This window comes from Pseudomonas sp. NPDC086581, from assembly GCF_044746165.1.
In the GTDB taxonomy this organism is placed as follows: Bacteria; Pseudomonadota; Gammaproteobacteria; order Pseudomonadales; family Pseudomonadaceae; genus Pseudomonas.
In genome coordinates this window covers 439032-463287 of record NZ_JBIVBR010000002.1, presented here as the reverse complement: position 1 = coordinate 463287, position 24256 = coordinate 439032, and the positions used below count along the sequence as shown (strand labels likewise).

The window sequence follows — 24256 nt, the reverse complement described above, 5'->3', positions numbered from 1 at the left end:
GAGGCCCGCAAATGCGGGCCTTTTCTTGAGAGGTCCCTATGAGCAAGCAACGCGCCGACACGCCCGCCGAACCACTGGCAGAGCAATCCGAAGCACCGGCAGCAATCCCAGGCATACCCGCCAGGCGCTTCCGCGATACCCGCTACCTGTCCCGCACCCTCGTCCTCGAGGACGGCCGCATCGCCCAGGTGGAGAACAGCGAAATCGCCGCCATCGACGCGGACTGGATCGCCCACCTGCAGCAGAACCCCGAGTTCGAACCCATCGAGTAATCCAGCATGATCGGCGCCAATCGTCACACCGGGCAGCCGCTGGGTGGCGTCGGCCACCTGCGGCAATCCATTCAGGACATCCTCACCACCCCGCTGGGCAGCCGGCGCATGCGCCCCGAATACGGCAGCCAGTTGCGCCGCATGGTGGACCTGCCTGTGACCGAAGGCTGGAAGAGCGCCGTACAGGCCGAGGTCGCCCGCGCCCTCGGCCGCTGGGAACCCCGTCTGGTCCTGTCCAGTGTGCGCGTGGTGTCCGTGATCGGCGGGCAGGTGACCTTCCACCTCAGCGGCGTCTACCTCGGCGACCACCTGACCTTGGAGGTCAGCACATGAGCAGCATCGATCTTTCCAACCTGCCCGCGCCGCCGCTGATCGAATCCCTGGATTACGAAACCATCTACCAGCAGCAGCTCGCCGACTTTCGCCGCGCCATGGGGGAGGGCTGGAGCGCCCCGCTGGAGTCGGACCCCATCGTCAAACTCCTCGAGGTTGTCGCCTACCGCGAGCTGCTGCTGCGCGCCCGCGTCAACGATGCAGCCCGCGGCGTCATGCTCGCCTACGCGGTGGACGGCGACCTGGACCAGATCGGCGCTGGCTACGACGTGGCGCGCCTGCTGATCGATCCGGGCGACCCGCAGGCCATCCCGCCACGGCAGCCGGTCTACGAGTCCAACGTCGATTTCCGCCGGCGCATCCAGCTTTCTTTCGAGGGCTACACCACCGCCGGCAGCATGGCCTCCTATGTTTTCCACGGCCTGGGCGCCTCGGCGGATGTCGCGGACATCAGTGCCGTCAGTCCCATCCCCGGCAGCGTGACCGTCTACGTCCTGGGCCGGGAGGGCACCGGCAAAGCCAGCGACACGCTACTGGCCGTCGTCGCGGCTGGCCTCAATGCAGAGCACATCCGGCCGCTGACTGACCGCGTCACGGTGCAGTCAGCCAGCATCGTCAATTACCGCATCGTGGCCGAGCTGGTCATGCTGCCCGGGCCGGACTCCGCCGTCGTGCTCGCCGCGGCTCAATCAGCGATCGCCAACTACACCCGCGAGCAGCACGCCCTGAGCCGGGACATCACCCTCTCTGGCGTCTACCACGCCCTGCATCAACCCGGCGTGCAGCGGGTCAACCTCACCAGCCCGAACAAGAACCTGGTGATCGGGCCGGGGGAGGCCAGCTACTGCACCGAGGTCGTGCTGACCGTGGCGGGTGAAACCGATGTCTAGCCTGCTGCCGCACAACTCCACGGTGCTCGAGCGTGCCCTCGACCTGGTCGGCGCCAAGGCGATGGACCTGCCCGTCATGCTGCGCTGCCTCTGGAATCCGGAAACCTGCCCGCTCAACCTGCTGCCCTGGCTCGCCTGGGCCTGGTCGGTGGACGACTGGGACGACAGCTGGACCGAACGGCAGAAGCGCGACACGGTCAAGGCCGCGCTCTCTGTCCAGCGCATCAAGGGCACGCTCGGCGCCGTCAAACGCGCCCTGGGTGCGCTGGGCGTACCGGCGCGCATTCAAGAGTGGTTCAACCAGACCCCGGCCGCCGCTCCCTACACCTTCCGCCTGCTGCTGGACATCAACCAGACGCCCATGACCAAAGCCGACCTGGCCCGCGTACTGGCCGTGGTCGAGAACACCAAAAACCTGCGCTCCCACCTGGAAACGGTGCTGCTCACGGTCACCAGCTCGGCCCAACTCCACGTCGCCGCGGCCGCCTGCCTGGGCAGTGAAATCAGCCTTTCTGGCTATCAAGCCCCGCGCCTGGTGCTGAACGAATTCGCCCTGCCGCTGGACAGCCCCGTTACCGTTTGAGGTCCCCATGGAACTGAAAAACTACTTCGCCCAGAACGCGGCGGGCGACCTGCTGCCCGGCGCTGTGGCAACGCTTTATCTTGCTGGTACCACTACGCTCGCAAGCGGCCTGAAAAACACCGCCGGCGCTGCACTAGGCAACCCCGTCACCGCCGATGCCGACGGCCTGATCCAGTTCGCCGCGCCCAACGGCGCCTATGACATGAAGGTCACCGCCCCAGGGCGCAGCTACACCGTGCGGATCCAGTGCAACGACGTCGGCGAGTCCGTCGCCGCCGCCGAGGCCTCCGCGCTCGCCGCCCTCACCAGCCGGCGGGCCGCCGAAACAGCGGCAGACGTCGCCGCCGTGGGCCAGATCGTGGACAGCTACACCCAGGCCCACGGCGCCGCCTGGGGCCATCCCGACGGCAGCATCCTGCGCGTGCTCGCCGACGAAACCCACGGCAACCGCTCCAGCTGGTACCGCACCCGTACCGCCGCATCCGGTACCGGCCCGACCTTGTCGCTGGACTTCATCGGCGACACACCCACGCTGCTCACCGAAACCCTGTCGCTCGACTTCATCGCTGGCAGATACAGCGTCGACACCGACCCATCGCCGCGCGTGATAGGCAAATACACGGTTGTCCGGGAAACCCTCGAATACGTCGCAGGGGAGGGCACCCGCCTGGTGGCAGTACCCGCCAAGGCCGGCGCCGCCGGCAGCCTCGGTGACGTCGCCGTGGATCCCGCTTTCCTCTACGTGGCCGTAGCCGCCAACACCTGGCGCCGTGTCCCGCTTTCGGAGTTCTGAGCCATGCCTGTGCTGCTCAACATCGCCAACAAACAGGACTCCAGTGACATCGTCAGCGTGCCCGCCACCGGCGATGTCCAGCTGTTCATCCGCGGGAGCCTGGGCAGCGGGAAGGTCGTCGTCAGCCTGAAAGGGCCGGACGGCCAGTTCCACACCTATGACGGCCTGACCTTCAGCCAGGGCAACGTCGCCCAGCAGATCAGCCTCCTGGCGGGCGACCAGCTGCGTATCGAGTGCATCGCCTGCAAGGCCGCCGCTGTCGAGGTCCGCCAGTGATCACCCGCGCGCTCTGCCGGCCGCTGGTGCGGCCCCTGATCGGCGAGCTGCGCGGCCATCCACGAGGCCAAGTCCAGGCAGGCGAGGGCGCCTGGATGCGCGACGGCGCCTCGCTGCTGCTGGATTTCATCGCCGACTACTACGCCACCCAACCCATTGCCGAGGTGCCAACTCTGCGGCCTCTCTTGCTTAACGAATTCGCATTGCCGCTGCGCGCGGCGTGACCCAACGGAGCTCCGTTATGGCCCTGACACAGAAGACCTTCGCCGACCTCATCAACTTCAGCCGCTCCAGCGTAGCCACCCGCTTCAACGCCTTTGGCCAGCTCGAATCCGTGGCCGCCAACGAGCCTCGGTTCGATTACGACCCCATCACCAAGCAGCTGCGCGGCCTGCTGATCGAGGAGCAACGCACCAACATGCTGCGGTACTCGTCCGGCCTGGACAGCGGAGCTTGGATCAAGGGTAGTGGCGTCAGCATCTCCACCGACGGCACCTTAGGTCCCGACGGAGTGCCCATGCAGCTTGTGACCTTGAGCGGGACAGACAGCCACCAAATCTGTCAGGTCCTCCCCAGCACGCTTGTAGTGGGCCGCACCTACACATTGTCCGCATACGTGATGCCCAAAGGCGCCCCGTTTTCCTTGCAGTTGGCCTATTACGACTCCAGCAATTCGCTTGATAGCCGTGGAGTTACGCCAGAAGCCGGCAAGCTTCAGCGCATCAAGTTCACCTTCACCCCCACGGCCGCGGCCGCCTCACCACAAATTCGTTTGATAGGGTTTTCCGGGGGAAGCGACGGTGCCCAGGTGTACCTGGGGGGCCTTCAGCTGGAAGTGGGCGCTTTTGAAACCAGCCTGATCCCCACTGCGACAGCACAAGCGACTCGCGCGGCCGATATCGCCACCGTCAACGGACTCTCTCCCTGGTTCAACCCGTTGGAAAGCACGCTCTACGTCGAAGTAATGCCCTGTGAACCAGACTCATCCTCAAGGGGCTTCGCCAGCCTTTACGTCATGGGCACATCCATTAACAGGCTGGGGCTGTTCCGTCAGTCGGGCGTCGTTGGCAATTTCCTTTGGTACAACAATCCCGGCACCCCTGATCGGGGCGGCAACACCAAAGCCATTCCGCGTCAGGTCAACAAGGGCGCACTGGCATTCAGCAGCAGCGGTGCCCGCTCCTTCTCGGTCAATGGTGGGGCCGTGGTGTCAGCCAATGCCGTTGGCGGTCCCTCCTTCGCGGATATCAACACCCTCGGCTTGATGCGCGCCTACGGTACGACCAATGAAATCGCAAACGGCCACCTCCGTGCCCTTCGCTACTGGCCCCGCCTCCTCTCTGACGCCGAACTGCAGGCCCTCACCGCATGAGTACAACAAAAATGGACCACTTCATCAGCGCCACCGACGCGGCCACTTTGCACACCGTCCTGACCGAGCTTGGTCTCGCCACGGTGGGTGAAGACAGCGGCCTGATTCCAGCTGAAGGCGTCGCCCTCGACGTGCTCGGCACCTGGTGCGAACAACCGGAAGACCCCGAAGCGCCCCCCGTCGTGCTGCCTGGCTACCACGCCAACCTCCGCACCGAGCAGCCCATCGACTGGCCGCCGTCCATAACCGTTCACCAGCCCGAGACCCCCTGGCGCGTCTGGGCCTGAGGGCTGACCCATGGCGTATAAATCCCTCCATACACTAAAAGGCCTTAGCGCGCTCGCCCGCGCCGAGGCCATGCGTGTTCCCATCAACCTAACCCACATGGCTGTCGGTGACGGGAACGGCATCTCCACCACGCCGAGTGAATCTGCATCAGCGTTAGTGCGCGAACGGTACCGCGCCCCGATCAACCGCGTTTTCCAGTCGCCCACTGACGCCCGTCGATTCACTGCCGAACTGGTCGTTCCTGCTGGCGTTGGCGGTTTTACGTTGCGCGAAGTCGGTGTGTTTGACAGCAACGGCACACTGTTCGCAGTCGGCAATCTGCCCGAGACGTACAAACCCACGGCAGAGGAGGGGGCCTTCGCTGACGTCACGGTAAAACTTGACTTCGCCGTATCCAACGCCGAAGTCGTCAACCTTCAGGTGGATCCGAACACCGCTGTCGCAACGCAGATGTGGATCACCACCAACATCACCGCTGCGCAGATCATCCCTGGAGGCACCGTTACTCAGGTACTCGGCAAGGCCAGCAACGCCGACGGTGACTACGAATGGAAAGACTTAGGCGAAATCAACGTCACCGTCGACACCATCGCCGAGAAGCAGTTATTGGCTGCAGGGCAAACCACAGTCGATCTCGCCGTTACTACCACTTATGGGCTCGCGGTTTACATCGAGGGATTGCGCAAAGATCGTGGTTTCGGTGCAGACGAGTGGGAGGCTGACCCGCAGAGCTCAACCCGGCTTAAGCTCGGCAAGAGTTGGCCTGCCAACACACGCATTACGCTCGTCAACAACGAGCCAGCGGGCAGTGCCGCCGCCCCTCTGGAAAGGGCCAACAACCTGTCCGACGTGATCGATCCAGCGAAGGCGCGGGCCAACCTCGATGTCTACAGCCGCGCAGAAATCCGCGAACGGCTTGCCCCCGGTGACATCGTCTACCGAGCCACCAACAAGGTACCCGCTGGGTTCCTCAAGGCTAATGGTGCTGCCGTCAGCCGCACCGCGTATGCCGACCTCTTCGCCGAGATCGGCACCCTATTTGGAGACGGCGACGGCTTTAGCACCTTTAACGTGCCCGATCTGCGCGGAGAATTCGTTCGTGGTTGGGATGATGCCCGTGGTGTCGATGGCGGCCGAGCTCTCGGCACTGGTCAGTCTGCGTCCATTCAGAGCCACGCTCACAGCGGTAGCGTCGCCGACGCTGGTAGCCACAATCACAGTGGCACAGCTAACGCCGGTGGCGCGCACAACCACGCCGCCAGCTCCGCCGCGAGTGGATACCACGCGCACGCAGCCTGGACCGATGTGCAAGGCCACCACGGACACGGTGCTTGGACTGATGCGCAAGGAACCCATGATCACGGTTTCCGCTATGCCGACAACGGAGCAGGTGCAGTCATCGGCTCTGATAACAGTGGTACCGAGTATGTTCACCAAGAGATCCAAGTAGGAAAGAACAAGGATAACCGCTCCATACGAACCGACTTTCAAGGAGCGCACAGCCACAACGTCGGAATCGCAGGGGCCGGCGAGCACGCGCACAACGTTGGTATTGGCGCCGCTGGTGAACATGCGCATGGCATCGCGGTAGGCAACTCCGGCGAGCACGGTCACCCGTTGAGCATTCAGAACAACGGTACCCACTCGCATGCCATCACCATCAACGCCACTGGCATCGACGAGACCCGCCCGCGCAACATTGCCCTGCTGGCCTGCATCCGCTATTGAGGTGCCTCATGATTGCCTTTCAGTACGACACTGCCGGTCTCTACACCGGTCAGACCGAAGCCGACGAGTCCCCGCTCGAGCCCGGCGTTTGGCTAGTCCCTGCACGTAGCACCCTCGCGCCCATCCCTGAAACTTGGCCCGATGACCGTTGGCCACGCTTTAACGGAATCGAGTGGGACCTGGTCAACAAGCCAGAGCCCGAAGCGGTACCGGACCCAATTGCAAAACTCACCGCATTCCTACAGGAAAACCCCGACGTCGCAGCGCTGATCGAGCGTCAGCGCTAAGTCTGCTGCACCCATCTACCAACCGCCTACGGGCGGTTTTTTTACGTCTGGAGAACCCCATGAGCTTCTTTCACGGCGTCACCGTGACCAGCATCGACACCGGCGCGCGCACCATCGCGCTACCGTCTTCGTCCATCATCGGCCTGGTGGACACTTTCACCCCGGGCGCCGGCGCCACCGCCAAGGTGGACGAACCGGTATTGATCACCAACGAACGCGAGGCCGCTGCCGCCTTCGGCAACAGCTCGGCCATCTACAAATCTTGCCAAGCCATCTACAAGCGTGCGGCCGCCGTCATCGTCGCCGTCGGCGTAGCGAAGAACGCCACCCCAGCGACCCAGACCTCCGCCGTCATCGGCGGCGTGGATATCGCCGGCAAGCGCACCGGCCTGCAGGCGCTGCTCGATGGCAAACCACGCTTCAACGCCCAGCCGCGGCTGATCGTGGCGCCCGGGCATTCGTCCACCGCCGCGGTGGCCACCGCCATGGATGGATTGGCCGGCAAGCTGCGCGCGATCGCTATCGTGGACGGCCCCGGCTCAACCGACGAAGCCGCCACAACCTATGCGAAGTCGTTCGGCAGTAAGCGCGTCTACCTGGTGGACCCCGGTGTGCAGTATTGGGACACCACCACCAGCGCCACCGTGGATGGCCCCGCATCGGCCTGGGTCGCCGGCCTGTTCGCCTGGACCGACAGCCAATACGGCTTCTGGGCTTCGCCCTCGAACAAGGAATTCGTCGGTATCACCGGCACCACCCGCGCGGTCGAGTTCCTGGACGGCGACGACACCTGCCGCGCCAACCTTCTGAACAACGCCAACATCACCACCATCATCCGCGACGGCGGCTACCGCCTCTGGGGCAACCGCACGCTGTCCAGCGACAGCAAGTGGGCCTTCGTCACCCGCGTGCGCACCCTCGACATGGTCATGGACGCAATCCTCGCCGGGCACAAGTGGGCGGTAGACCGGGGCATCACCAAGACCTACGTCGCCGACGTCACTGCCGGCCTCGAAGCCTTCATGCGCGACCTGAAGAACATGGGCGCGGTAATCAACTTCGAGGTCTACGCGGATCCGCAACTCAACACCGCCAGCCAGCTGGCCCAGGGCAAGGTCTACTGGAACATCCGGTTCACCGACGTCCCCCCCGCCGAAAACCCCAACTTCCGCGTCGAAGTCACCGACCAGTGGCTGACCGAAGTCCTCGCCGCCTAAGGAGCGCCGCCCATGGTTCCGCAAACACTGTTCAACACCAACCTGTTCATCGACGGCGTGAACTTCTCCGGCGACGTCCCCAGCCTGACCCTGCCCAAGCTCACCGTGAAAACAGAGGAGTACCGTGGCGGCGGCATGGACGCCGCCATCGAAATGGACCAGGGCCTGGAAAAGCTCGAAGCGTCGTTCTCCACCAAAGGCGCTCGCCGCGACGCCATGAAGTTCTTCGGCCTGGCTGACCAGACTGCGTTCAACGGCGTGTTCCGTGGCGCCTACAAGGCGCAGAAAGGGCAGTTCACCCCGGCGGTGGCGACCCTGCGCGGGCAGCTCAAGGAACTGGATCCCGGCGAATGGAAGCCAGGCGGGGAGGCGGAGTTCAAATTCGCCCTGGCCGTCAGCTACTACAAGTTGGAGCTGGAAGGCCGCGTGATGTTTGAAATCGACCCGGTGAACGGCGTGCGCGTCATCGATGGTGTGGACCAACTGGCCGGCATGCGCGCCGCCCTCGGCATGTAAGGAATCATCATGAGCGAACTCAAACCCCTGCCAATCTGGCTGACCCTCACCGCCGATGGCGCCACCGTCCAACTGTCGCGCCCCACCGAGTTCAACGGCGTCCGCACCGACACCATCGCATTGCGCTCGCCCACCGTCCGCGACATCCGCGCCGCCAGCAAGCTGGCCAGCGATGACGACGAACGCGAGCTGCAGCTGTTCGCCTCACTCGCCCAGGTGGGCAGGGCAGAACTGGAAGCGCTGAAGCTCACCGACTACCAGCGCCTGCAGGCCGCCTACTTTCGCCTGGTGCAAGACGACGGGCTACCACCCCGCAATCCATAAACGCGCCGCCAAACGCGCGGCGGCGGAGCTGCGATTCTCCGCCGCGGAGTTGGAGGGAATGCCGTTCAGTGACCTAGTGTGGTGGTTGAGTGAGTGAGGTAAGCGAGCACACTAGGTTGGTGATTCGTGGGAAGCGGTAGCCAGCTTCTTCAGCTCGGCCGCTATCTCCTCTGGGGGTAGGCCCTGCTGGTCCAGCCGGAGCCTGAGCGCTTCGATCGGATCCAGCGGCCCGATGGGGTAATGCTCGTCCTCGTAGCGCTCGATGGCGAGCACCCAGCGCATCAGCTCCTCACCCTCCGGCGTGCCCGGGTCTGAGTTCCACAGGTCATCCAGGCGCGCCATCGCGATGCGGTAGTCGGCCTCGGTAACGATGAACATCACGGGCGCAGTGCGCGCGGCGGCCTGGTCGGCCTTCATCTGATTCACCGAAGCGAGCAAATTGGCATGGAACTGTTCAGTCTCTTTATCCATTGCAGGCCTAGCCTCCTTCAGCTCACGCCGCGCGTGGCTTTACTTCCGCGTTTATCTGGTCACCCAGTTCCAACTCGGCCGTCCGCAGATCGAACGCGCATTGCAGGTTGATCCACAACTGCGCATCGCCGCCGAATCACGCGTCGGGTAATACGCAACGCGTAATGTTTCCGTGAATGTCGGCCGTCCTGACTCGCAGCCTGCGTGGCGTGTAGCGGGCGTACAAGTCATCGAACCCATTTCCCCTATCTGGAATGCAGACATGAGCAGCAAGTTGTCTTTGGGCCTCGTCATCGGCGGCGCCGTCAGCTCCACCTTGGGGGGCGCATTCAATAAGGTCGGTTCTCACATCAAGGGTTTGCACGCCACTGCCGGCAAGATGCGGATTCTTCAGAGCACCATTGGCGACACCATTCGTTTGCGTGCTGAGTGGCAGAAGGCGCACGCCGCTGGTGAGAAGGGCGCCGGCAAGCTCTTGGGCAAGTTGGAGTCCAATCTGGCGGCCCTAAGGGAGCAGGGCGTTGAGGTGCGGAACTTGTCCCGCGCCTACCAGACGCTCGGCAGCCAGGCCCGTCGAGTGGATCTCCGCGAAAGCGGCCTGCAGAAGGTCAACACCGGTATCGCTCAAGGTAAATCCGCAGTCGGTGATGCGCTGAAGTTGACCGCCGCGGTGGCCGTGCCGGCAACAATCTCCGCCAACTACAACGCGATCATTCGTGACATCGCCATCAAGGCAGGCGTGGCCGGGACCGATCAGGAGCGTGAAATGTCCCGCGCGGTGATCGATACCTCCAGGGGCACTGGCATGCAGCGCAACGATGCGGCTGACATGCTCAACCAGCTTGTCGCCGCTGGCATGGATCTGCGCGAAGCCACCCAGTACCTGCCTACCGCTGCCAAATTCGCTATAGGCCAGGGTGCGGAGTCTACCGACACCGCCAAGATGCTTTACGCCATGCGCCAGAACGCAGGCATCACCGACGCTGCTGAAATCCAGAAGGCGCTCGAAGCCATCGCCTACCAAGGCCAGGCCGGATCTTTTGAAGCCAACGACATGGCGCGCTGGATGCCCGAGCTGTTGGCGGAAATGGGCAACAAAGGCATCCGGGGGCTTGATGCGGTCAACCAGATCGGCTCCATGCTGCAGGTACAGATGAAGACTGCCGGCTCCGCCGATCAGGCAGCGAACAACCTGAAAAACTGGTTCAGCAAGATCGGCTCTGGCGAAACCGTGAAGAACTACGGCAAGGCCGGGTTTGACTATCAAAAGAGCATGGACGAAGCCATCGGCAAAGGAATGTCGACCCTTGAAGCAAGCTTCGAGCTAGCCCGGGCCTATATCCAGAAAACTGATCCCGCCAAGGCGCAGGCGATGTCCTCCGCCCTGGAGGCCATCAACAAGGAAGCCGACCCCGCCAAGGTCAAGGCCATGACGGCCGCCCTTGAGGAAAACCTGAAGACCGGCGACCTCTTCAATGACATGCAGGTTAAGTCGGCACTCACGGCCTACATGCAAGGGCGTGGGCTATACCAACAGCTCAAAGCGGAGTCGGCCAACGCCAATGGCATTCTGGAAAAGAACCTGGCGGAGCGGCGGGAGGCTTCCGCCCAGCTCTGGAGCGAAGTTGGACAGGCATGGAACGACAGCCTTCGCAGCATGGGTGATGCCCTTGCGCCGTTTACCGATGGAGTAGGGGAAAAGGCAAAGCAGCTCGGCCAGGGGCTGACCGCGCTGGTGGATGAGTTTCCGAAAGTCATCGGTGGAGTGATCGCCCTGGCCGGCGGGTTGGTCGTACTGAAATCTGCCGTTTCCGCCTGGACCATTGCGCGAGGTGCACTGGACCTTGCTCGCAGTATTGGTCCGATTCGTTCCCGACGTGGCAGGTCGGGTTCGGTGGGGGGCGACCGTCTCGGCAGTCCGATTGGTGGTGCCATCGGGGCACAGCCCGTGTTTGTCACCAACTGGCCGGGTGGTGGACTAGGCGGATCATTGGGCGATGTACCTGGAGGCCGGGACCGTGCCTCCGGAAGCCGCCGAGCAGGGCGTGGCGGTTGGGCGGCGCGTGCTGGTCGCGGTAGCGTTACCGGCCTCAAGGCCGGCGCACCGATGGCGGTCATCGCTGCCGGAGCCCAAGCGTGGGACACCTATCAATATGCCGAAACCACCAACGAGAAGGCAGCAGGCTATGGTGAGGCCGCCGGCAATCTTGCCGGCACTCTGGCGGGGGCTGCTGCGGGGGCTGCGGTCGGATCCATGGTTCCGGTTATCGGTACCGTAATTGGCGGACTGATTGGCGGTGCCTTAGGGGCTTGGGGCGGTGGCGAACTAGGCCAACGGGTTGGTGTAGGGCTATTTGGAGAAGACGAGGCCGCCGCGCCTTTAGCGCCGGTGTCTCTCCTCGCCAGCCGTTCGCCGCCACAGCCGTCACTGGGAGAAGTAGTTCGCGCCATGTCGGCCGCTCCGCCTCCGCCTGTCTCGTTGCTCGTCCAGCCGGCGCCGGCGGAGCAATCCCAGCCCAGGGAGCAACACCAGACCAACACCTTCGCCCCGCAGGTCGCCATCACTGTGCAAGGCGACGTAAAGGACCCGCGCGCCATGGCCAACGACCTCATGCCTCACCTGCAACGAATGTTCGCCGACTATCAGGCCCAGCAACAAGCTAACAGTCTGTTCGACGCCCCCAACCTGTAACCGAGGAACCCCATGGCCTACCTGGATTTACTACAGAGCGGCCTCACCCAGGTCGCGGGAGCCAGTGAAACTGGCCGCCGCAACCTGGACGGCATGCTCGGCCCCCTCAACGGCGCCATCAGCGACATCACCGGAGCCGCCAGCGAGCTGGAAGCTCTCCCCGGTGTGCCAGATCGCGTTGGCGACAAACTCCGACGTGTCATGGGCGGCCTCACCGCCGCCCAGCAGCGCGCGAACGATGTGGCCTCCACATACAACCGGGCCAGCCGCATCCTGGTCGGCATCGATGAGCGCCTGGGCACCCTGGGCGAGCAGGCTGGGCGCGCTGCGGCTGCCATCAACCGTGTCGCTGGCGGCATCAGCCCGGCCCTGGCCAGTGTGCTGCCGAGCGCTGCATTCGCGGCAGACCTCACCCCGGCGCCGGAAGCCATCACGCCGTTCCCGCATCTGCTGATCTTGCAGCCCCTGACAGCCGGATCCGCGCCGTTCTACTTCAACCTGGATACCGCCGCGTTCGACCAGCTCACCCGCCAGACCGAGTTCCGTTGGGCCGCGCAGGAACGCCTCACCCGGCGACCCGCCCAGCAGTCTCCGGGGCTGGGCGATGAACGCATCACCCTGCGTGGCGCCATTCACCCCCACTGGCGCGGTGGCCTCGCCCAACTCGACACCCTGCGCGCCATTGGCGCCCGCCTGGAGCCGCTGAACCTCACCACCGGCTACGGCCAGGTCCTGGGCCTCTGGTGCCTCGCGCGCCTCGAGGAAGAACAGGGCGCGTTGCTGCGCGGCGGCATTCCCCGCAAACAGTCATTCACACTGGAGTTCATCCGCTATGGCGAGGACATGCCGAACATCTGACGGCGACCTGCTTGATACCCTCTGTTACCACGCCTACGGCCACCTGACCGGTACTGTCGAAGCGGTGCTCGAAGCGAACCCGGGTTTGGCTCTGGAGTCGCAACCGTTCCGCGCTGGGCTTCTGGTAGAGCTGCCGGACCTTCCGGCAGCCACGAGCGAGGAAGTGCGGCTATGGGATTGATCGGAGCCGCGCTATGAAACCTACCTTCCAAATCCTCGCCGACGGCGCCGATATCACCGCCCTGATCAATGACCGCCTCCTGCTGCTGCGCACCCTGGACAAGGTCGGCATGGAGTCCGACGAGTTCGAACTGCGCATCGATGACCGCGACGGCGCCGTAAGCCTGCCGCGCAAGGGCGCGCGCCTCGAGGTGCTGCTCGGCTACGAGGGCCAGGCGCTGGCGAGACTTAGCGCGTACACCGTCGATACGATCGAGTTCGCCGGGCCGCCCGATGCCATCGTGGTGCGGGGCAGGGCGAGCGACATGCGCGGTACCGGCAAGGCCGCGCGCAGTGGCAGCTGGGAAGGCGTCAGTCTGGCCCGCATCGTCGGCGACATCGCTGCCCGCAACGGCTGGCAGCCGCAGTGCCCGGTGACTGCTACCGTAGCCCGGGCGGACCAGCTCAAGGAATCGGACTTCCATTTCATCACCCGCCTGGCCCGGCAGTACGACTGCACCGCCAAGGTCGCCGACGGCAAGCTCCTGGTGCTGCCTCGTCAGTCCGGCCAGACGGCCAGCGGCAAGGCGCTCGCGGGCGTCGTCCTGCAACGCGCCGACGTCTCCCGCTTCCAGTTCCGCTTCGATGATCGCGGCGCCCAGAAGGCTGTCCGCACGCGCTATCAGAACAAGGCCAAAGGCGAGCTGCAGGTCCTGGAAATCCCCAACGAAGACGCGCCCCCGGGACTGCCGCCGGTGCATACCGACCGCCACATCCACCCCAGCAAGTCCGCCGCCGAACAGGCCGCCCGGGCGCGCTTGGCCGCCTTCAACCGCTCCACCGCCAACGTGCGCCTGGAAATGCCCGGCCGCACCGACCTGTTCGCCGAGCGCTCCATCACCGTCTCCGGCTTCAAGGCCGGCGTCGATGGTAGCTACCTGGTGGATTCGGTGGAGCAGACCTTCACCGCCGCCGGCTGGTCCACCACTGTTGAATGCAACGCCGGCAAGCACGGCAAGTCGAAGGGTGGTGGCAAGCGCTCTACCGGTAAGAAATCCACCGTCCTCAAGGTTTTATCGGTCTGACCGTGTCAGACGTTGCTCCAGTTTCTGTCGGCAAAGGCCTAAGTGCGAATTACCACCTGTTTGAGTCCTGATCGCTCGTCCATGCTGGCTTCAACAATTGCCGCACAGGACTAAAAGATCATGGGCAACCTAGCATTTCATCGCTGCTTCCGAGACGAAATCATTCTATCCGTCGACCCCGGTGTCAGCGATGAAGAGCTAATCCGCCAACTTCGTTCAGACGGCATCATCGTCTACGTTGGCAAAACGGACGGGCTTACGACAGATGTCCGCATTAGCGCTCCGCGCTCCATCCATATTCTGCGAGTGGGGCTTCTTCCTAATTAACTGCTCAGCCACTCGTACTTAGCCCGCTCACAGCGGGCTTTTTTTCGTCTGGAGAAAAAATGGCTTACATTACTGCAGCGCAGCTGTTGCGCATCCTTCCCAACGCCGGCAAGCAAGCCGGCGTTTTTGTTTCTCCACTTAACCAAGCAATGGCCCGGTTTGGCATCTCCACACCGGCCCGCATAGCGGCCTACCTCGCCCAGGTCGGCCATGAAAGCGCCCACCTGGCCCGCCTGGTCGAAAGCCTCAACTACAGCGCCCAGCGCCTCGCCGAGGTCTGGCCCACTCGCTACGCCGCCAAAGATAGCCGCGGCAACTACCTGCGCCTGGCCGGCAAGCTGGTTCCCACACCCTTGGCCGACCAGATCGCCCGCAACCCGAAGCTGATCGCCAGCACCACCTACGCCGGCCGCAACGGCAACGGCAACGTCGCCAGCGGCGATGGCTGGACCTATCGCGGCCGAGGCCTGCTGCAGGTCACCGGCCGCGGCAACTACCGCGCCGCCGGCGTCGGTATCGGCCAGCCCCTCGAGGCGCAACCCGAGCTGCTGGAGCTGCCGGAGTTCGCGGCGCTTTCCGCCGCCTGGTGGTGGGCCGACAAGAAATTGAACGCCCTGGCCGACGTCGGCCGCTTCGACGACATCGGCAGCATCATCAACACCGGCCAGCCCGGCCGCGTACCGGTCGGCGCCGATGATCGCCGGGCGCTGTGGAAGCGGGCTCAGGAGGTGCTGCGATGAATTTCACCGCCTTACTGTTCGGCGCGCTCCTGCTTTTCGCCATGGGCACGGGTGCCGGTGCATGGTGGACAGGGCGCGACCTACGCCCCGCGCTCGCTCAGTCGGGCCAGAACCTGGCCGTCTGTCGGGCCGGCCGTGGCAACCTCGAGGCGCTGGCAGCAGAGCAGGGCGCCGCCCTGGGCGAATTGGTGAAGCGCGCCCAGGCGCGCACCGAGGAGGCAGCCCGGGCCGTTGCGCAGGCGGAACAGGAATCCGCCGCCGACTTCTCCCGCGCCCAGCGAATCCAGCAGGAACACACCGGCGGCACCGACCAGTGCGCCGCGGCGGCGGCTGTCATCGATCAGGAGCTAGGGCTATGAAAGGATGCGCTGCCGCGCTGCTGTTCATGCTGCTAACCGCCTGCGCAAGCCAACCAGCCCCGGAGCCGCGAACCGTCCGCGTCGAAGTCCCCGTCCCTGTACCCTGCAAAGTCGGCCCGGTGGCTGTTCCGATCTGGGCGACCGCGTCCCTTCGACAGACTGATAGCCTACAGACCAAGGTCCGCGCACTACTCGCCGAGCGTCTGCAGCGGCAGGGGTACGAGCGGCAGTTGGTAGCCGCAGTACAGGCTTGCCAGTAGGGTATGATGCCGGCCGCGATCAACCGGAGGTCGGCATGCTCAGAATCCGCGTCAACGGCAGTACCCGTCTGCATCTGGAACGCCTGGTTACCAAAGCAGGCCAATACGGCGTCTGGGAACTCCACGTCTCCGCTAATTCTGAGATGTTCCCAGGGCTTCAGGCTGGCCGCCGTGCGGCGCTATTGCCGCCGGAGCCAAAGGAAGGGCAGGAAGTCGAGCTGTTCGCTCTGTTGTCACCGCATTCGCCGCAGGAGGAGTGGAAGCCCCTCGGAAAGGGCGTCGCTCATCACATTTAACGCTCGATCGATGTGATTAGCTGAGCGCCTTTATGGGCTGAACTGTTCACCTCGGTACTCACCCGGTACCACTCGAACGTCTCAGGCGGCTCGCTCTGCTGGAGCAGCAACTGCTCAGCGCGTTCCGTGCGCGTTGCCGGATCCAGCCATTCCGCCACCAGCTCGGCCGGCAGGATCACCGGCCGCCGGTCATGGACGTCCACCAGCCCGCCGGCTGCCTCGTCCGTGATGATCGCGCAGCCGTCGTGCTCACGTTGTTCCTGGTCACCGGTTGGAAACTGCCCGATTGCAGCCGCCAGGCAAGGCAGGCCGTCTGCCCGCCGGATGAAGAAGGGGAGTTTCTTCTTCGGATCATCCTGGTCCTTCACCCACTCGAACCATCCCTCGATAGGCGCCACCGCTCGATGCGGCCAGATCGCCCGCCAGTACGAGCTGTGCGCCACCTTCTCGACTCGCGCGTTCGACGGCAAGCGGTTGTCAGTCGCCCAGTGCGGTCGCCATCCCCAGCGCACGAGGTCCTGAATCAGCGTGTCGCCCTCTGCATGTAGCAGCTTCACAAGCGTCGACGGCGGTATGTTGTACCGCGCGTCCGCCTGCTGCCTTTCCTCGGCCGGTCCTGGCCACCTCAACAACTCCACGATTTCCCTGAACGTCCCGAACTGCGCTACCCGTCCACACATCGTCGTGCCCTCCGTTCGTCCCCGTCCTAGTTGTAGGAAAGCGGGCTAGTCTATTACTGTATTTATATACAGCATTTCGGACGTGTCCTATGGTTCCCGATGTAATTGCACGCCTTGCGGCTGAAGGCCATTGTCTTCCCCTGTTCGCCTGGCGAGTGCCGGCTGGTTTCCCGTCGCCTGCCCAAGATCACCTCGAGCGCGAAATCTCGCTGGATGAAATCCTGGACATCCGCGCCCCGCACACCTACCTGGTTCGAGCCGGCGGGGACAGTATGGTTCGGGCGGGCATCCATGATGGTGACCTCATGGTGGTCGACCGCTCCTGCGAAGCGGAGCCGGGTGACATCGTCATTGCGGCAGTGAACGGCGAGCCGACCGTAAAGCGCCTGGCGAAGGAGGGCAGCCAGATCGTCCTGCGCGCCGAGAATCCCGCCTACCCACCGCGCTACATCCTGGAAGGCGATGAACTGCTCGTGTGGGGCGTCGTTCGATACAGCGTGCGGTGCCACGAGCATGCCTGACCGCGCCATCGCCCTGATCGACTGCAACTCGTTCTATGCCAGCTGTGAGCGTGTCTTCAGGCCAGACCTGGCCCGCACCCCCATCGTGGTCCTGTCGAACAACGACGGCTGCGTCATCGCCCGGAGCGCCGACGCCAAGCCCCACGTCGCCATGGGCGAGCCCTATTTCAAGATCCGCCACAAGCTGCAGAAGCTCGGCATCCTCGCCTTTAGCTCCAACTACGCCCTCTATGGCGACATGAGCGCCCGTGTCATGACCCTCCTCGAGGAGATGGCGCCGGCGGTCGAGGTCTACAGCATCGACGAATGCTTTGCCGACCTCACCGGCATCCCCGGTGACCTGGTGCGCGTCGGCCGCGAGATGCGCGCCCGGGTACTGCGCTGCACCGGCATCCCTGTCGGCGTGGGCATCGGCACCTCCAAGACCCTCGCCAAGCTCGCCAACCACGGCGCCAAGAAGTGGCAGGCCCAAACCGGCGGCGTGCTTGACGTGCGCGACCCCGCCCGGCGCGATCGCCTGCTCAAAGCATGCAAGGTCAGTGACGTCTGGGGCATCGGCCGCAAGATGACCGAACACCTCAACGCCCAGGGCATCCAGACGGCCTGGGACCTCGCCCAGGCCGACGCCTGGACGCTGCGCAAACAGTTCAACGTCGTCATCGAGAAGACCGCGCGCGAGCTGCGCGGCATCGCCTGCCTTGAGCTCGAGGAGGCCGCACCGCCCAAACAGGAAATCTGCTGCTCACGCATGTTCGGCAAGCGCTTGCACGAGCTGCCGCCGATCCGCGAAGCCGTGGCCACCTACGCTGCCCGCGCCTGCGAAAAACTCCGTACCCAGGGCTCTTACTGCAAGCGCGTTCAGGTCAGCATCCGCACCGGCATGTTCAACCCCGACGAACCCAAGTTCGCCAAGGGTGTCAGCGTCGAACTGCCGTACCCCACCGACGACACCCGCTTGATCACCAAGGCCGCGACCGACGGCCTGGAACTAGTCTTCCGGGCCGGTTTCGCCTTCAGCAAGGCTGAGGTGCTCCTCCTCGATCTTCGCCAGCCCGGCGAATTCACCGGTGACCTGTTTGCCCCAGCCCAGCCCGAGCGCTCCAAGGCCATGGCCGTAATGGACCAGATCAATGCGAAATGGGGCAGGGGGACAGTCCGGCCGGGTGGGGTGCCTGTGGAGCCGGACTGGGGGATGCGGCGGGAGCTGATGAGTCAGAGCTACACGACGAACTTGGAGCAGCTGTGGAGAATTCTATAGGAATAATGAAATTATTCAGTTTCCTCTGAAAGCGATTCCCATATGGTATTAAGTAGTGCTTCATAAGAGGGGTCTTGGGGGACCAGCCTATATTTTAAGGCATCTCCCTTTTGTAGTTCATAGGTGTCCGCGCCGCCCAGCTTAAGACATTGAGTGGTGAACTCCACAGCACGCTCTGCATTGCCCAATAGGTGATAAGCGTAGCCGATATTTCCAAGTACGATTGGTCGGTAGTCGTTGTCAGCGATGGCTTGGGTAAGAGTTTCTATTGCAAGCTCTAAATAACTTATGCGCTTGGTCGCATCGTTCCAGTTCTTCTTGGAAAGAAGGATGTAGCAGTAGGCTCGCGTGTTTCGAATTCTTGAAAATTCTAACTGGTTATTTTTGAGTTCGGAGTCCTTGAACTCTTTTTCAACATGTTCGCAAATGGAAAGTGCTTCTTTGAATTCATGGTTATTGCTGAGAATAGATGCTTTTGCCCCAAAAATAGTTGGCACATGTTTTGCGATATTTACTTCGTTGCTAGACTCATATTTAGCAATGGTTTTATTTAATAGCTCAATAGCTTCGGGGACTTGGTTCTGCTCGGATAAGCGAACGGACTTGTTGATGGATGATATCAGAAGATATTCGCGAATATTGCTATTGGGCGAGTCCTTAAAGCGATCATGAATTTCATCGTAAATCGCAATTTCCGATTTGTGGCGCTTCAGATTGCCATAGCAAACAGCCAGCGCAAACATCATCTTGACTAGGTTTTCATCGTTAGGCGATGCTGAATAGCTTTCTAAGCTGACGGCTTTCCTGAGATTGGTAAGCGCAGAGTCGAAGCTGTTCTGTGACAGCAAGGAGAGGCCTCGAGCAAAGTGCTCGTCAGAGGTGAAGTTGGATTCTGGCTTAAATTCCAGTTCTTCACTGATCTTTCTGACTTTGTCGATATTTTTATTGCTGCTTGATCCAGTGTTGTTTGAGATGCCTTGAAACATTATCGTAGACGGCGAATCGGTAGAGCGCGCGGCTGTATTTGCATGTGTTGGAGGGCGCGTTGTGAGAAGAATTTCGTCTGCGGCCTTGAAGAATTCATCTTTGCGTTGGTGTATCTCTTGAATGGCTTCTTGAGAAGCAATTTTAAGATTTGCTACTTCGCTGCGTAAGTGACTTGCCTCTTCATGTAGCGACTGAATTCGTGTGGTTAAAGTCTCTCCGTGCTCATGAAACCAGCGCTCAGCAGCTTCTTTAGCCTCGCTGGTGGCTTTGTTTTTTACGCTTATATAAGTAACAAAGGCGACCAGTATAGTAAGTACCGTTATGCCAAGTCCAACAAGCGTCGAAAGGTTAGATATAGATCCCATGTAGTTGGCTTGCTGGGCGGTGTTCAGGCCAATGTCAGAAAGGCGCTTGTCCTGCATGGATAATTGATTAGAAGTTATCGCCTCGAATATAGTGTGCCTTTCAGACAAGGAGCTTATCTGGCTCTTAATTCGCTGGACATCGCTCTCTGCTTTGATCAGTCTGGTCTGTAGTTCCTTTTGCTGTTCGGCGATTTCCAGAGTGGGTTCGTTTGGAGCTGAAGAGATTGAAGAGGGTCTCGTCAGTTCAGTTGAGACACAGGAAAAAGCCAGAGCAAACAAAATGCCGCCAATTATTGCTCTATACATCGGACGACCCAGTTGAATGTAAAGTGTGGTGATTTTCATGGCAATGGCAGAAGATAGCAAGTGGCTGCTATCTTTCCGCTAGCCAATAAATATCGTTCTTTTTTCAACTCTGAGCGGTGATCCGCTCAGATTGTTGAATCGAAGGCTTCGGCATCTGCATCCGTAAGCTTTCGCGATATTGCTCGGCCGGCGCCTCGCGTGTCACCTCAACCGCAGCGTCGTAGTTTTCCCGAATGACCATCTCTATCTCTGTAATGTCCGCTCGGAAAAACTCCTTGCGTCCGTTGACCTTGTTCAAGCGTCCTGCAGCAAACCGTTCATGGAGCTTCGCTTCTAGGGCGGGGGCGTTTTCCGAGAAGACCATCGCATGCACGTCGAACCAGAACGGCACAGATGCGTCGCCTAATTCATCAACGCGGTCCATTGGCTCGAGTCGGCGCGTCATACCAATTTTGTAGACGCCTTCGCCGAAGGCGCCGACGTTGGAGATGACGTATACATAGCCGGCCTTGGCGTTCTGCTCGCGGTAGTCGATGAGCTTTTCTTCGCTCTCCAGGGCCGCATGGCCGGCCTCGACTTCGGCCAGTTTGGCCAGGAGAGGCGTGCGCTCTTCTTCGGAAGCTGCCAGTGCGAGGCGGGCCTGGAGGTCACGCAGAGCGGCTGCGAAGTGTTTGCGCTCCTTGGCAATCTTTTCCCGTGCGGCGCGAATTTCCTGCTCGAGCTTTTGCTGTTCGCGTAGTTCCTCGCGAGCACGCTTGGCTTCTTCCTTCTCTTCCTGCTTCTTGATCTGGAACTCGTGGGCCAGGTGGAGCTCATCGATCTTGAGGGCCAGGTATCGCCGGTCAATTTCGACATCCATCAGTTTGCCAAGTCGGTTGCACGCGTCGAAGGACTTGAGGATCCGCTTTTCGCCCAGCTCGACGTTGTCGAACTTGACGTTATCCACGCAGAAATCCGCCTCGTTGTTGAATGATCGGATGACCAGCTTGATCATGTCATTCACCAGCTTTCGTCCTTGCTGGACGCTGCCGTTGACAGTCCAGCTCATGTTTCCAGAGGCGGCGTCTCCTGATTTGATCAGCGATTTTTGGCGTTCTCGAGTGCTCTCAAGCCGCGACTTGTACTCTTGGCTGGAGTTGAGTTTGAACTTGGGGACGTAAAGGGCAAAGCTTTCCAGGAGGATCGTCTCTTCCCAGACAAGGATTTCTCCTTGCAGCACCTTGGAGCGCTGCGCGATGGCTGCTAGCTCCTGTCCCGCGGCGTAGACATCTTGCCGAATGGCCGCCAGCTTCAACTTCTCTTGCTCGATCAGGTGCTGTACTTCCAGGAGCTCCATGGCCCCGACCTTCCTGTTGAGCGCCTGCAGCTCGACGTAGCTCGCCTGAAGCTCCGTAAGCTTCCTGTCCAGATCATCCGCACGTTGTTTATGTGCCGGTCCGTTCCAATAGTCGCTGAAAGACATGGGTTCCCTCCGCATAGTAATCCCGAAGCTGCTCAGGCTGAGCGAGCTCCATTCTGGGGCATTTATAGCGCAATGCCAGCAGGAAAGGTGCGCGCTCAGATTTCTACGGCAAGAATCGGAAAAGACAACAGGGCAGTGGCCGGCTAGGACCTGGTAGTAGCGAATCAGGGAAGGGCGGACCGCCTGCCGGCAGCGACGGGTGTCGATCTCGTAAGGCCAGCCGCAGAAATCTCGGCTGATTGGCGCTGCCAGAAGAGGAAGGTGTTCGTATGACACGAACGGTTCTCCGTACGGTGGAAAAGTGAACGGCTCCCCGTTACCTTCCTTATCGCATCGTGACGCGCCACCGATGGCCAGGGAAGGATATGTCGTTTAATTCGCATAGGCGGAAGCTGCTGGATGAAACTCAACCGCTCTCGCACCGCGCTTCTCACGCGCGCTCATGTGCCCTTCTGGTGTCCCGAAAGCTGGGGATAAAGCGGGATGCGCTCATCGAACTGGTGCAAAGCAAAACCGGTGTAAATCTGCATGCGCCCCAATCAACCGGTGAGTTGCTGATTGCCCTGGATGAGCTAGAGACTATGCGCCTGGCTCGGTAGAGCTCAGAGGTATTCCTAGGGCTACAATCGGCCAGAAGCAGACATTGCCCTGAGCGGCACTCGGGGGTTCAAGATCCCATTCGCCTATCTTTTTCTGCCGTCTCAGAGCAAGAGCTTTACCTTCGTACCGGCCAAATCAGGGCGATTCCATTGACATCGCAATAAAGTCATAGACGTAAAGGATTAACCACACGCCGAGTTGAATGCCTTAGAATTTTTCCAGGGCATGACTTCCGATTTGATCATGCTCCTTACGTGCAGAAGGAGTTGCCTTGGAGCTGCGGTCAACCGGCAAGAGCCGAAAGAACCACGAGGTGCCACAGCAGGGCCAACGCTGGAACACCCCACCCATTGTTCGCCAGGTGGCGCTGGTTGTTGTGGTTATCTGGCTAGCGTTTGTAGCCATCACGGGCTGGTGGGTATCTCAGCGCCGTACAGCGGAGGATCTCGACAACTTAGCGGCTAGCGCGGCATACGAGGCCCAGATTACGGCGCGAGTTGTGGACCGCCTGTTCACCGAGATGACCAGCGTGGCGAATATGGTGGCCCGTCAAAACGAGGTGATCCAGCTCGCGAGGCGCTATCACTACGACCCGCCCGGCTTTGCGGCCCTTACACGGGAGGAGCGTGCTTCAACACTGACGAAGGACCCATTGGTTCGAAAGGTCGGGGACTTCATGGATCGACTGTCCCGCGATCTGCACTACGCCCGCATCTACATGAACAACCTGTCAGACGATACGGTCACCGCCAGCAACTGGGCCGAGTCATTCAGCATCGTTGGCCAGATCTATTCGGGGCGTGCCTATCTCATCGATGCATTGCGTAATGGCAGATCTGAGATGTTCGGCATCGCCCGGCTGAACAAGACCCCCTCCTACTTTGTAGCCAGCCGCATCGATGATGCCGAGGGTCTGCCGCTGGGCTCTGTAACGGTCAAATTCGATGCGCTGGATGTGGCGCTGTATCTCACGGGACGTCACATTGCGCTGGTCGTGAATCGTCAGGGGCGCGTAACGACAGCATCCAGCGAATCCTTCATGCTCCGTAACGTCGGAGCACTGCTCCCTCCCGCAGTGCGCAGACCTCAAGAAAACGACGAGGAATTGGGCGAGGCCTTGGATATTCGCGCAATTGGCACCACGGATAGGGATGGACTGTGGTCAATTGACGGTCACCCCTATCTGATCCGCCGCCACCCGTTAAGCAACGCGCAATATCAGTTGCTGACACTTGCAAGCCTCGACCACCAGGAACCGATGCGCGTACAAACCTATTGGATTAGTGCCGGTGTTGGACTGCTCGGATTGATCTTGATCCTGCTCTCCAGCCGCGTGGCCGGCCAGGTGCTGTCGCGCCGTCAGGAAGAACGCTACGCCGCAAACTATGACGCGCTGACGGGTTTGAAAAATCGCCGTGCGATCCTGGCCGACTTGGATAAATACTTCGCGTTGGCGAAACGCAGGCGGCAAGGGGTGCTGGTTGCTTTCATCGATCTCGATGGTTTCAAGATGATCAACGACACCTACGGACATGAGGTCGGGGACTTGTTCCTGAAAGATTGCAGTCGGCGTCTGCTGGGAGGTATGCGGGCAAGCGATGAGCTAGGGCGCTGGGGCGGTGATGAGTTTGTCGTTATCGGATTGACCGAGTCTACTCATCCGAGCGACATGGAAGCAGCTACTGCAGCGATGCGCCAACGGTTAGTGCCGCTCCTGGTTGGTAGCTACGTCTTTGACGAGTGCTGTTTTGAATATTCAGGTGCAAGCTTTGGTATCGCGAGCGTAGATCCCTCTGTGACGTCACTGCAGGCAGCGCTCAAAGTGGCGGATCAGCTGATGTATGCTGACAAGGCTGCGCGGCGCGGGCTGCGGAAGCTTGATAAGAGCCGCGCTTCAGGCCCCGACGACTGCGAGAAAACCGATACGTTGGCCTGATCTGATCGATCAGAC

29 protein-coding genes are annotated in these 24256 nt (G+C 61.6%); 25 read left to right on the top strand and 4 right to left on the bottom strand.

The features are described from left to right. The first annotated feature begins 38 nt into the window (after nt 1-38). The 14 genes from ACIPK7_RS06285 to ACIPK7_RS06220 are packed head-to-tail and all read left to right on the top strand — an operon-like array spanning nt 39 to nt 8879. Nucleotides 39-272 carry a hypothetical protein gene (locus tag ACIPK7_RS06285; RefSeq protein WP_401086464.1) on the top strand — a complete coding sequence of 78 codons (234 nt, stop codon included), beginning with the start codon at nt 39-41 and terminating at the stop codon, nt 270-272. Nucleotides 273-278: 6 nt separating this feature from the next. Next, nucleotides 279-605: a GPW/gp25 family protein gene (locus ACIPK7_RS06280; protein ID WP_401086461.1), complete on the top strand. Its 327-nt coding sequence runs from the start codon at nt 279-281 to the stop codon at nt 603-605. Continuing rightward, nucleotides 602-1495, top strand: coding sequence for a baseplate J/gp47 family protein (locus tag ACIPK7_RS06275; protein ID WP_401086459.1), 894 nt, complete (start codon nt 602-604; stop codon nt 1493-1495). The genes ACIPK7_RS06280 and ACIPK7_RS06275 overlap by 4 nt, the downstream gene beginning before the upstream one ends. Continuing rightward, the gene (locus ACIPK7_RS06270) at nt 1488-2078 is read left to right on the top strand and encodes a phage tail protein I (RefSeq protein ID WP_401086456.1); all 591 of its coding nucleotides are present in this window, start codon (nt 1488-1490) and stop codon (nt 2076-2078) included. The genes ACIPK7_RS06275 and ACIPK7_RS06270 overlap by 8 nt, the downstream gene beginning before the upstream one ends. A 7-nt stretch (nt 2079-2085) precedes the next feature. Beyond that, entirely contained in the window at nt 2086-2871 is a 786-nt protein-coding gene (locus ACIPK7_RS06265; RefSeq protein WP_401086453.1) for a hypothetical protein, read from the top strand. 3 nt (nt 2872-2874) lie between these two features. Then, complete coding sequence (locus ACIPK7_RS06260) at nt 2875-3147, top strand: hypothetical protein (protein WP_401086451.1); 273 nt, start codon at nt 2875-2877, stop codon at nt 3145-3147. Then, on the top strand, nt 3144-3371 hold the full coding sequence (locus ACIPK7_RS06255) for a hypothetical protein (protein ID WP_401086448.1): 228 nt from the start codon (nt 3144-3146) through the stop codon (nt 3369-3371). The genes ACIPK7_RS06260 and ACIPK7_RS06255 overlap by 4 nt, the downstream gene beginning before the upstream one ends. A gap of 17 nt (nt 3372-3388) precedes the next feature. After that, a complete protein-coding gene (locus tag ACIPK7_RS06250) occupies nt 3389-4519 on the top strand; it encodes a carbohydrate binding domain-containing protein (RefSeq protein ID WP_401086445.1) in 1131 nt (376 codons plus the stop codon). After that, nucleotides 4516-4806: a hypothetical protein gene (locus tag ACIPK7_RS06245; RefSeq protein ID WP_401086442.1), complete on the top strand. Its 291-nt coding sequence runs from the start codon at nt 4516-4518 to the stop codon at nt 4804-4806. Before ACIPK7_RS06250 ends, ACIPK7_RS06245 begins: the two co-directional genes overlap by 4 nt. A 10-nt stretch (nt 4807-4816) precedes the next feature. Beyond that, nucleotides 4817-6535, top strand: coding sequence for a phage tail protein (locus ACIPK7_RS06240; protein WP_401086439.1), 1719 nt, complete (start codon nt 4817-4819; stop codon nt 6533-6535). Nucleotides 6536-6543: 8 nt separating this feature from the next. After that, a complete protein-coding gene (locus ACIPK7_RS06235) occupies nt 6544-6822 on the top strand; it encodes a phage tail protein (protein WP_401086436.1) in 279 nt (92 codons plus the stop codon). A 59-nt stretch (nt 6823-6881) separates the two neighbouring features. Beyond that, a complete protein-coding gene (locus ACIPK7_RS06230; RefSeq protein WP_401086433.1) occupies nt 6882-8039 on the top strand; it encodes a phage tail sheath subtilisin-like domain-containing protein in 1158 nt (385 codons plus the stop codon). Between the two features lie 12 nt (nt 8040-8051). Then, on the top strand, nt 8052-8555 hold the full coding sequence (locus tag ACIPK7_RS06225; protein WP_401086431.1) for a phage major tail tube protein: 504 nt from the start codon (nt 8052-8054) through the stop codon (nt 8553-8555). Between the two features lie 9 nt (nt 8556-8564). Beyond that, complete coding sequence (locus ACIPK7_RS06220; protein WP_401086428.1) at nt 8565-8879, top strand: phage tail assembly protein; 315 nt, start codon at nt 8565-8567, stop codon at nt 8877-8879. A gap of 111 nt (nt 8880-8990) precedes the next feature. Here the strand turns inward: ACIPK7_RS06220 and ACIPK7_RS06215 are convergent, their stop codons facing one another. After that, the gene (locus ACIPK7_RS06215) at nt 8991-9350 is read right to left on the bottom strand and encodes a type II toxin-antitoxin system HigA family antitoxin (RefSeq protein WP_401086425.1); all 360 of its coding nucleotides are present in this window, start codon (nt 9348-9350) and stop codon (nt 8991-8993) included. Between the two features lie 262 nt (nt 9351-9612). Between ACIPK7_RS06215 and ACIPK7_RS06210 the strand changes: the two genes are divergently transcribed. The 8 genes from ACIPK7_RS06210 to ACIPK7_RS06175 all read left to right on the top strand — a co-directional run bounded on the left by ACIPK7_RS06210 (nt 9613) and on the right by ACIPK7_RS06175 (nt 16126). Then, nucleotides 9613-12042: a phage tail tape measure protein gene (locus ACIPK7_RS06210; protein ID WP_401086422.1), complete on the top strand. Its 2430-nt coding sequence runs from the start codon at nt 9613-9615 to the stop codon at nt 12040-12042. Nucleotides 12043-12054: 12 nt separating this feature from the next. After that, nucleotides 12055-12900, top strand: a complete 846-nt coding sequence (locus ACIPK7_RS06205) for a phage tail protein (protein WP_401086419.1) — start codon at nt 12055-12057, stop codon at nt 12898-12900. Then, nucleotides 12875-13081 (top strand): tail protein X, encoded by a 207-nt coding sequence (locus tag ACIPK7_RS06200; RefSeq protein ID WP_401086416.1) that lies wholly within the window; start codon nt 12875-12877, stop codon nt 13079-13081. The genes ACIPK7_RS06205 and ACIPK7_RS06200 overlap by 26 nt, the downstream gene beginning before the upstream one ends. 13 nt (nt 13082-13094) lie before the next feature. Next, nucleotides 13095-14144, top strand: a complete 1050-nt coding sequence (locus tag ACIPK7_RS06195) for a phage late control D family protein (RefSeq protein ID WP_401086413.1) — start codon at nt 13095-13097, stop codon at nt 14142-14144. 386 nt (nt 14145-14530) lie between these two features. Further along, nucleotides 14531-15211: a glycoside hydrolase family 19 protein gene (locus ACIPK7_RS06190; RefSeq protein WP_401086410.1), complete on the top strand. Its 681-nt coding sequence runs from the start codon at nt 14531-14533 to the stop codon at nt 15209-15211. Further along, a complete protein-coding gene (locus ACIPK7_RS06185) occupies nt 15208-15570 on the top strand; it encodes a hypothetical protein (protein WP_401086408.1) in 363 nt (120 codons plus the stop codon). The genes ACIPK7_RS06190 and ACIPK7_RS06185 overlap by 4 nt, the downstream gene beginning before the upstream one ends. Nucleotides 15571-15596: 26 nt before the next feature. Beyond that, entirely contained in the window at nt 15597-15830 is a 234-nt protein-coding gene (locus ACIPK7_RS06180) for a hypothetical protein (protein WP_401086897.1), read from the top strand. A 35-nt stretch (nt 15831-15865) separates the two neighbouring features. Continuing rightward, nucleotides 15866-16126: a hypothetical protein gene (locus ACIPK7_RS06175; protein WP_401086406.1), complete on the top strand. Its 261-nt coding sequence runs from the start codon at nt 15866-15868 to the stop codon at nt 16124-16126. On the opposite strand, the gene ACIPK7_RS06170 is transcribed toward ACIPK7_RS06175, so the two are convergent. Then, nucleotides 16123-16806: an SOS response-associated peptidase gene (locus ACIPK7_RS06170; protein ID WP_401086403.1), complete on the bottom strand. Its 684-nt coding sequence runs from the start codon at nt 16804-16806 to the stop codon at nt 16123-16125. The two genes, ACIPK7_RS06175 and ACIPK7_RS06170, sit on opposite strands and share 4 nt — an antisense overlap. 89 nt (nt 16807-16895) lie before the next feature. On the opposite strand from ACIPK7_RS06170, the gene ACIPK7_RS06165 reads away from it, so the two are divergent. Together ACIPK7_RS06165 and umuC are read left to right on the top strand one after the other, a co-directional pair. Continuing rightward, nucleotides 16896-17327, top strand: coding sequence for a LexA family protein (locus ACIPK7_RS06165; RefSeq protein ID WP_401086400.1), 432 nt, complete (start codon nt 16896-16898; stop codon nt 17325-17327). Then, nucleotides 17320-18585 carry a translesion error-prone DNA polymerase V subunit UmuC gene (umuC, locus tag ACIPK7_RS06160; RefSeq protein ID WP_401086397.1) on the top strand — a complete coding sequence of 422 codons (1266 nt, stop codon included), beginning with the start codon at nt 17320-17322 and terminating at the stop codon, nt 18583-18585. The genes ACIPK7_RS06165 and umuC overlap by 8 nt, the downstream gene beginning before the upstream one ends. Before the next feature lie 11 nt (nt 18586-18596). On the opposite strand, the gene ACIPK7_RS06155 is transcribed toward umuC, so the two are convergent. Both ACIPK7_RS06155 and ACIPK7_RS06150 read right to left on the bottom strand, forming a co-directional pair. Then, nucleotides 18597-20282, bottom strand: coding sequence for a hypothetical protein (locus ACIPK7_RS06155; RefSeq protein ID WP_401086394.1), 1686 nt, complete (start codon nt 20280-20282; stop codon nt 18597-18599). A 64-nt stretch (nt 20283-20346) separates the two neighbouring features. Beyond that, nucleotides 20347-21705, bottom strand: coding sequence for a DUF4041 domain-containing protein (locus ACIPK7_RS06150; protein ID WP_401086391.1), 1359 nt, complete (start codon nt 21703-21705; stop codon nt 20347-20349). Between the two features lie 871 nt (nt 21706-22576). Between ACIPK7_RS06150 and ACIPK7_RS06145 the strand changes: the two genes are divergently transcribed. Further along, complete coding sequence (locus tag ACIPK7_RS06145) at nt 22577-24241, top strand: diguanylate cyclase (protein WP_401086389.1); 1665 nt, start codon at nt 22577-22579, stop codon at nt 24239-24241. Nucleotides 24242-24256: the final 15 nt, after the last annotated feature.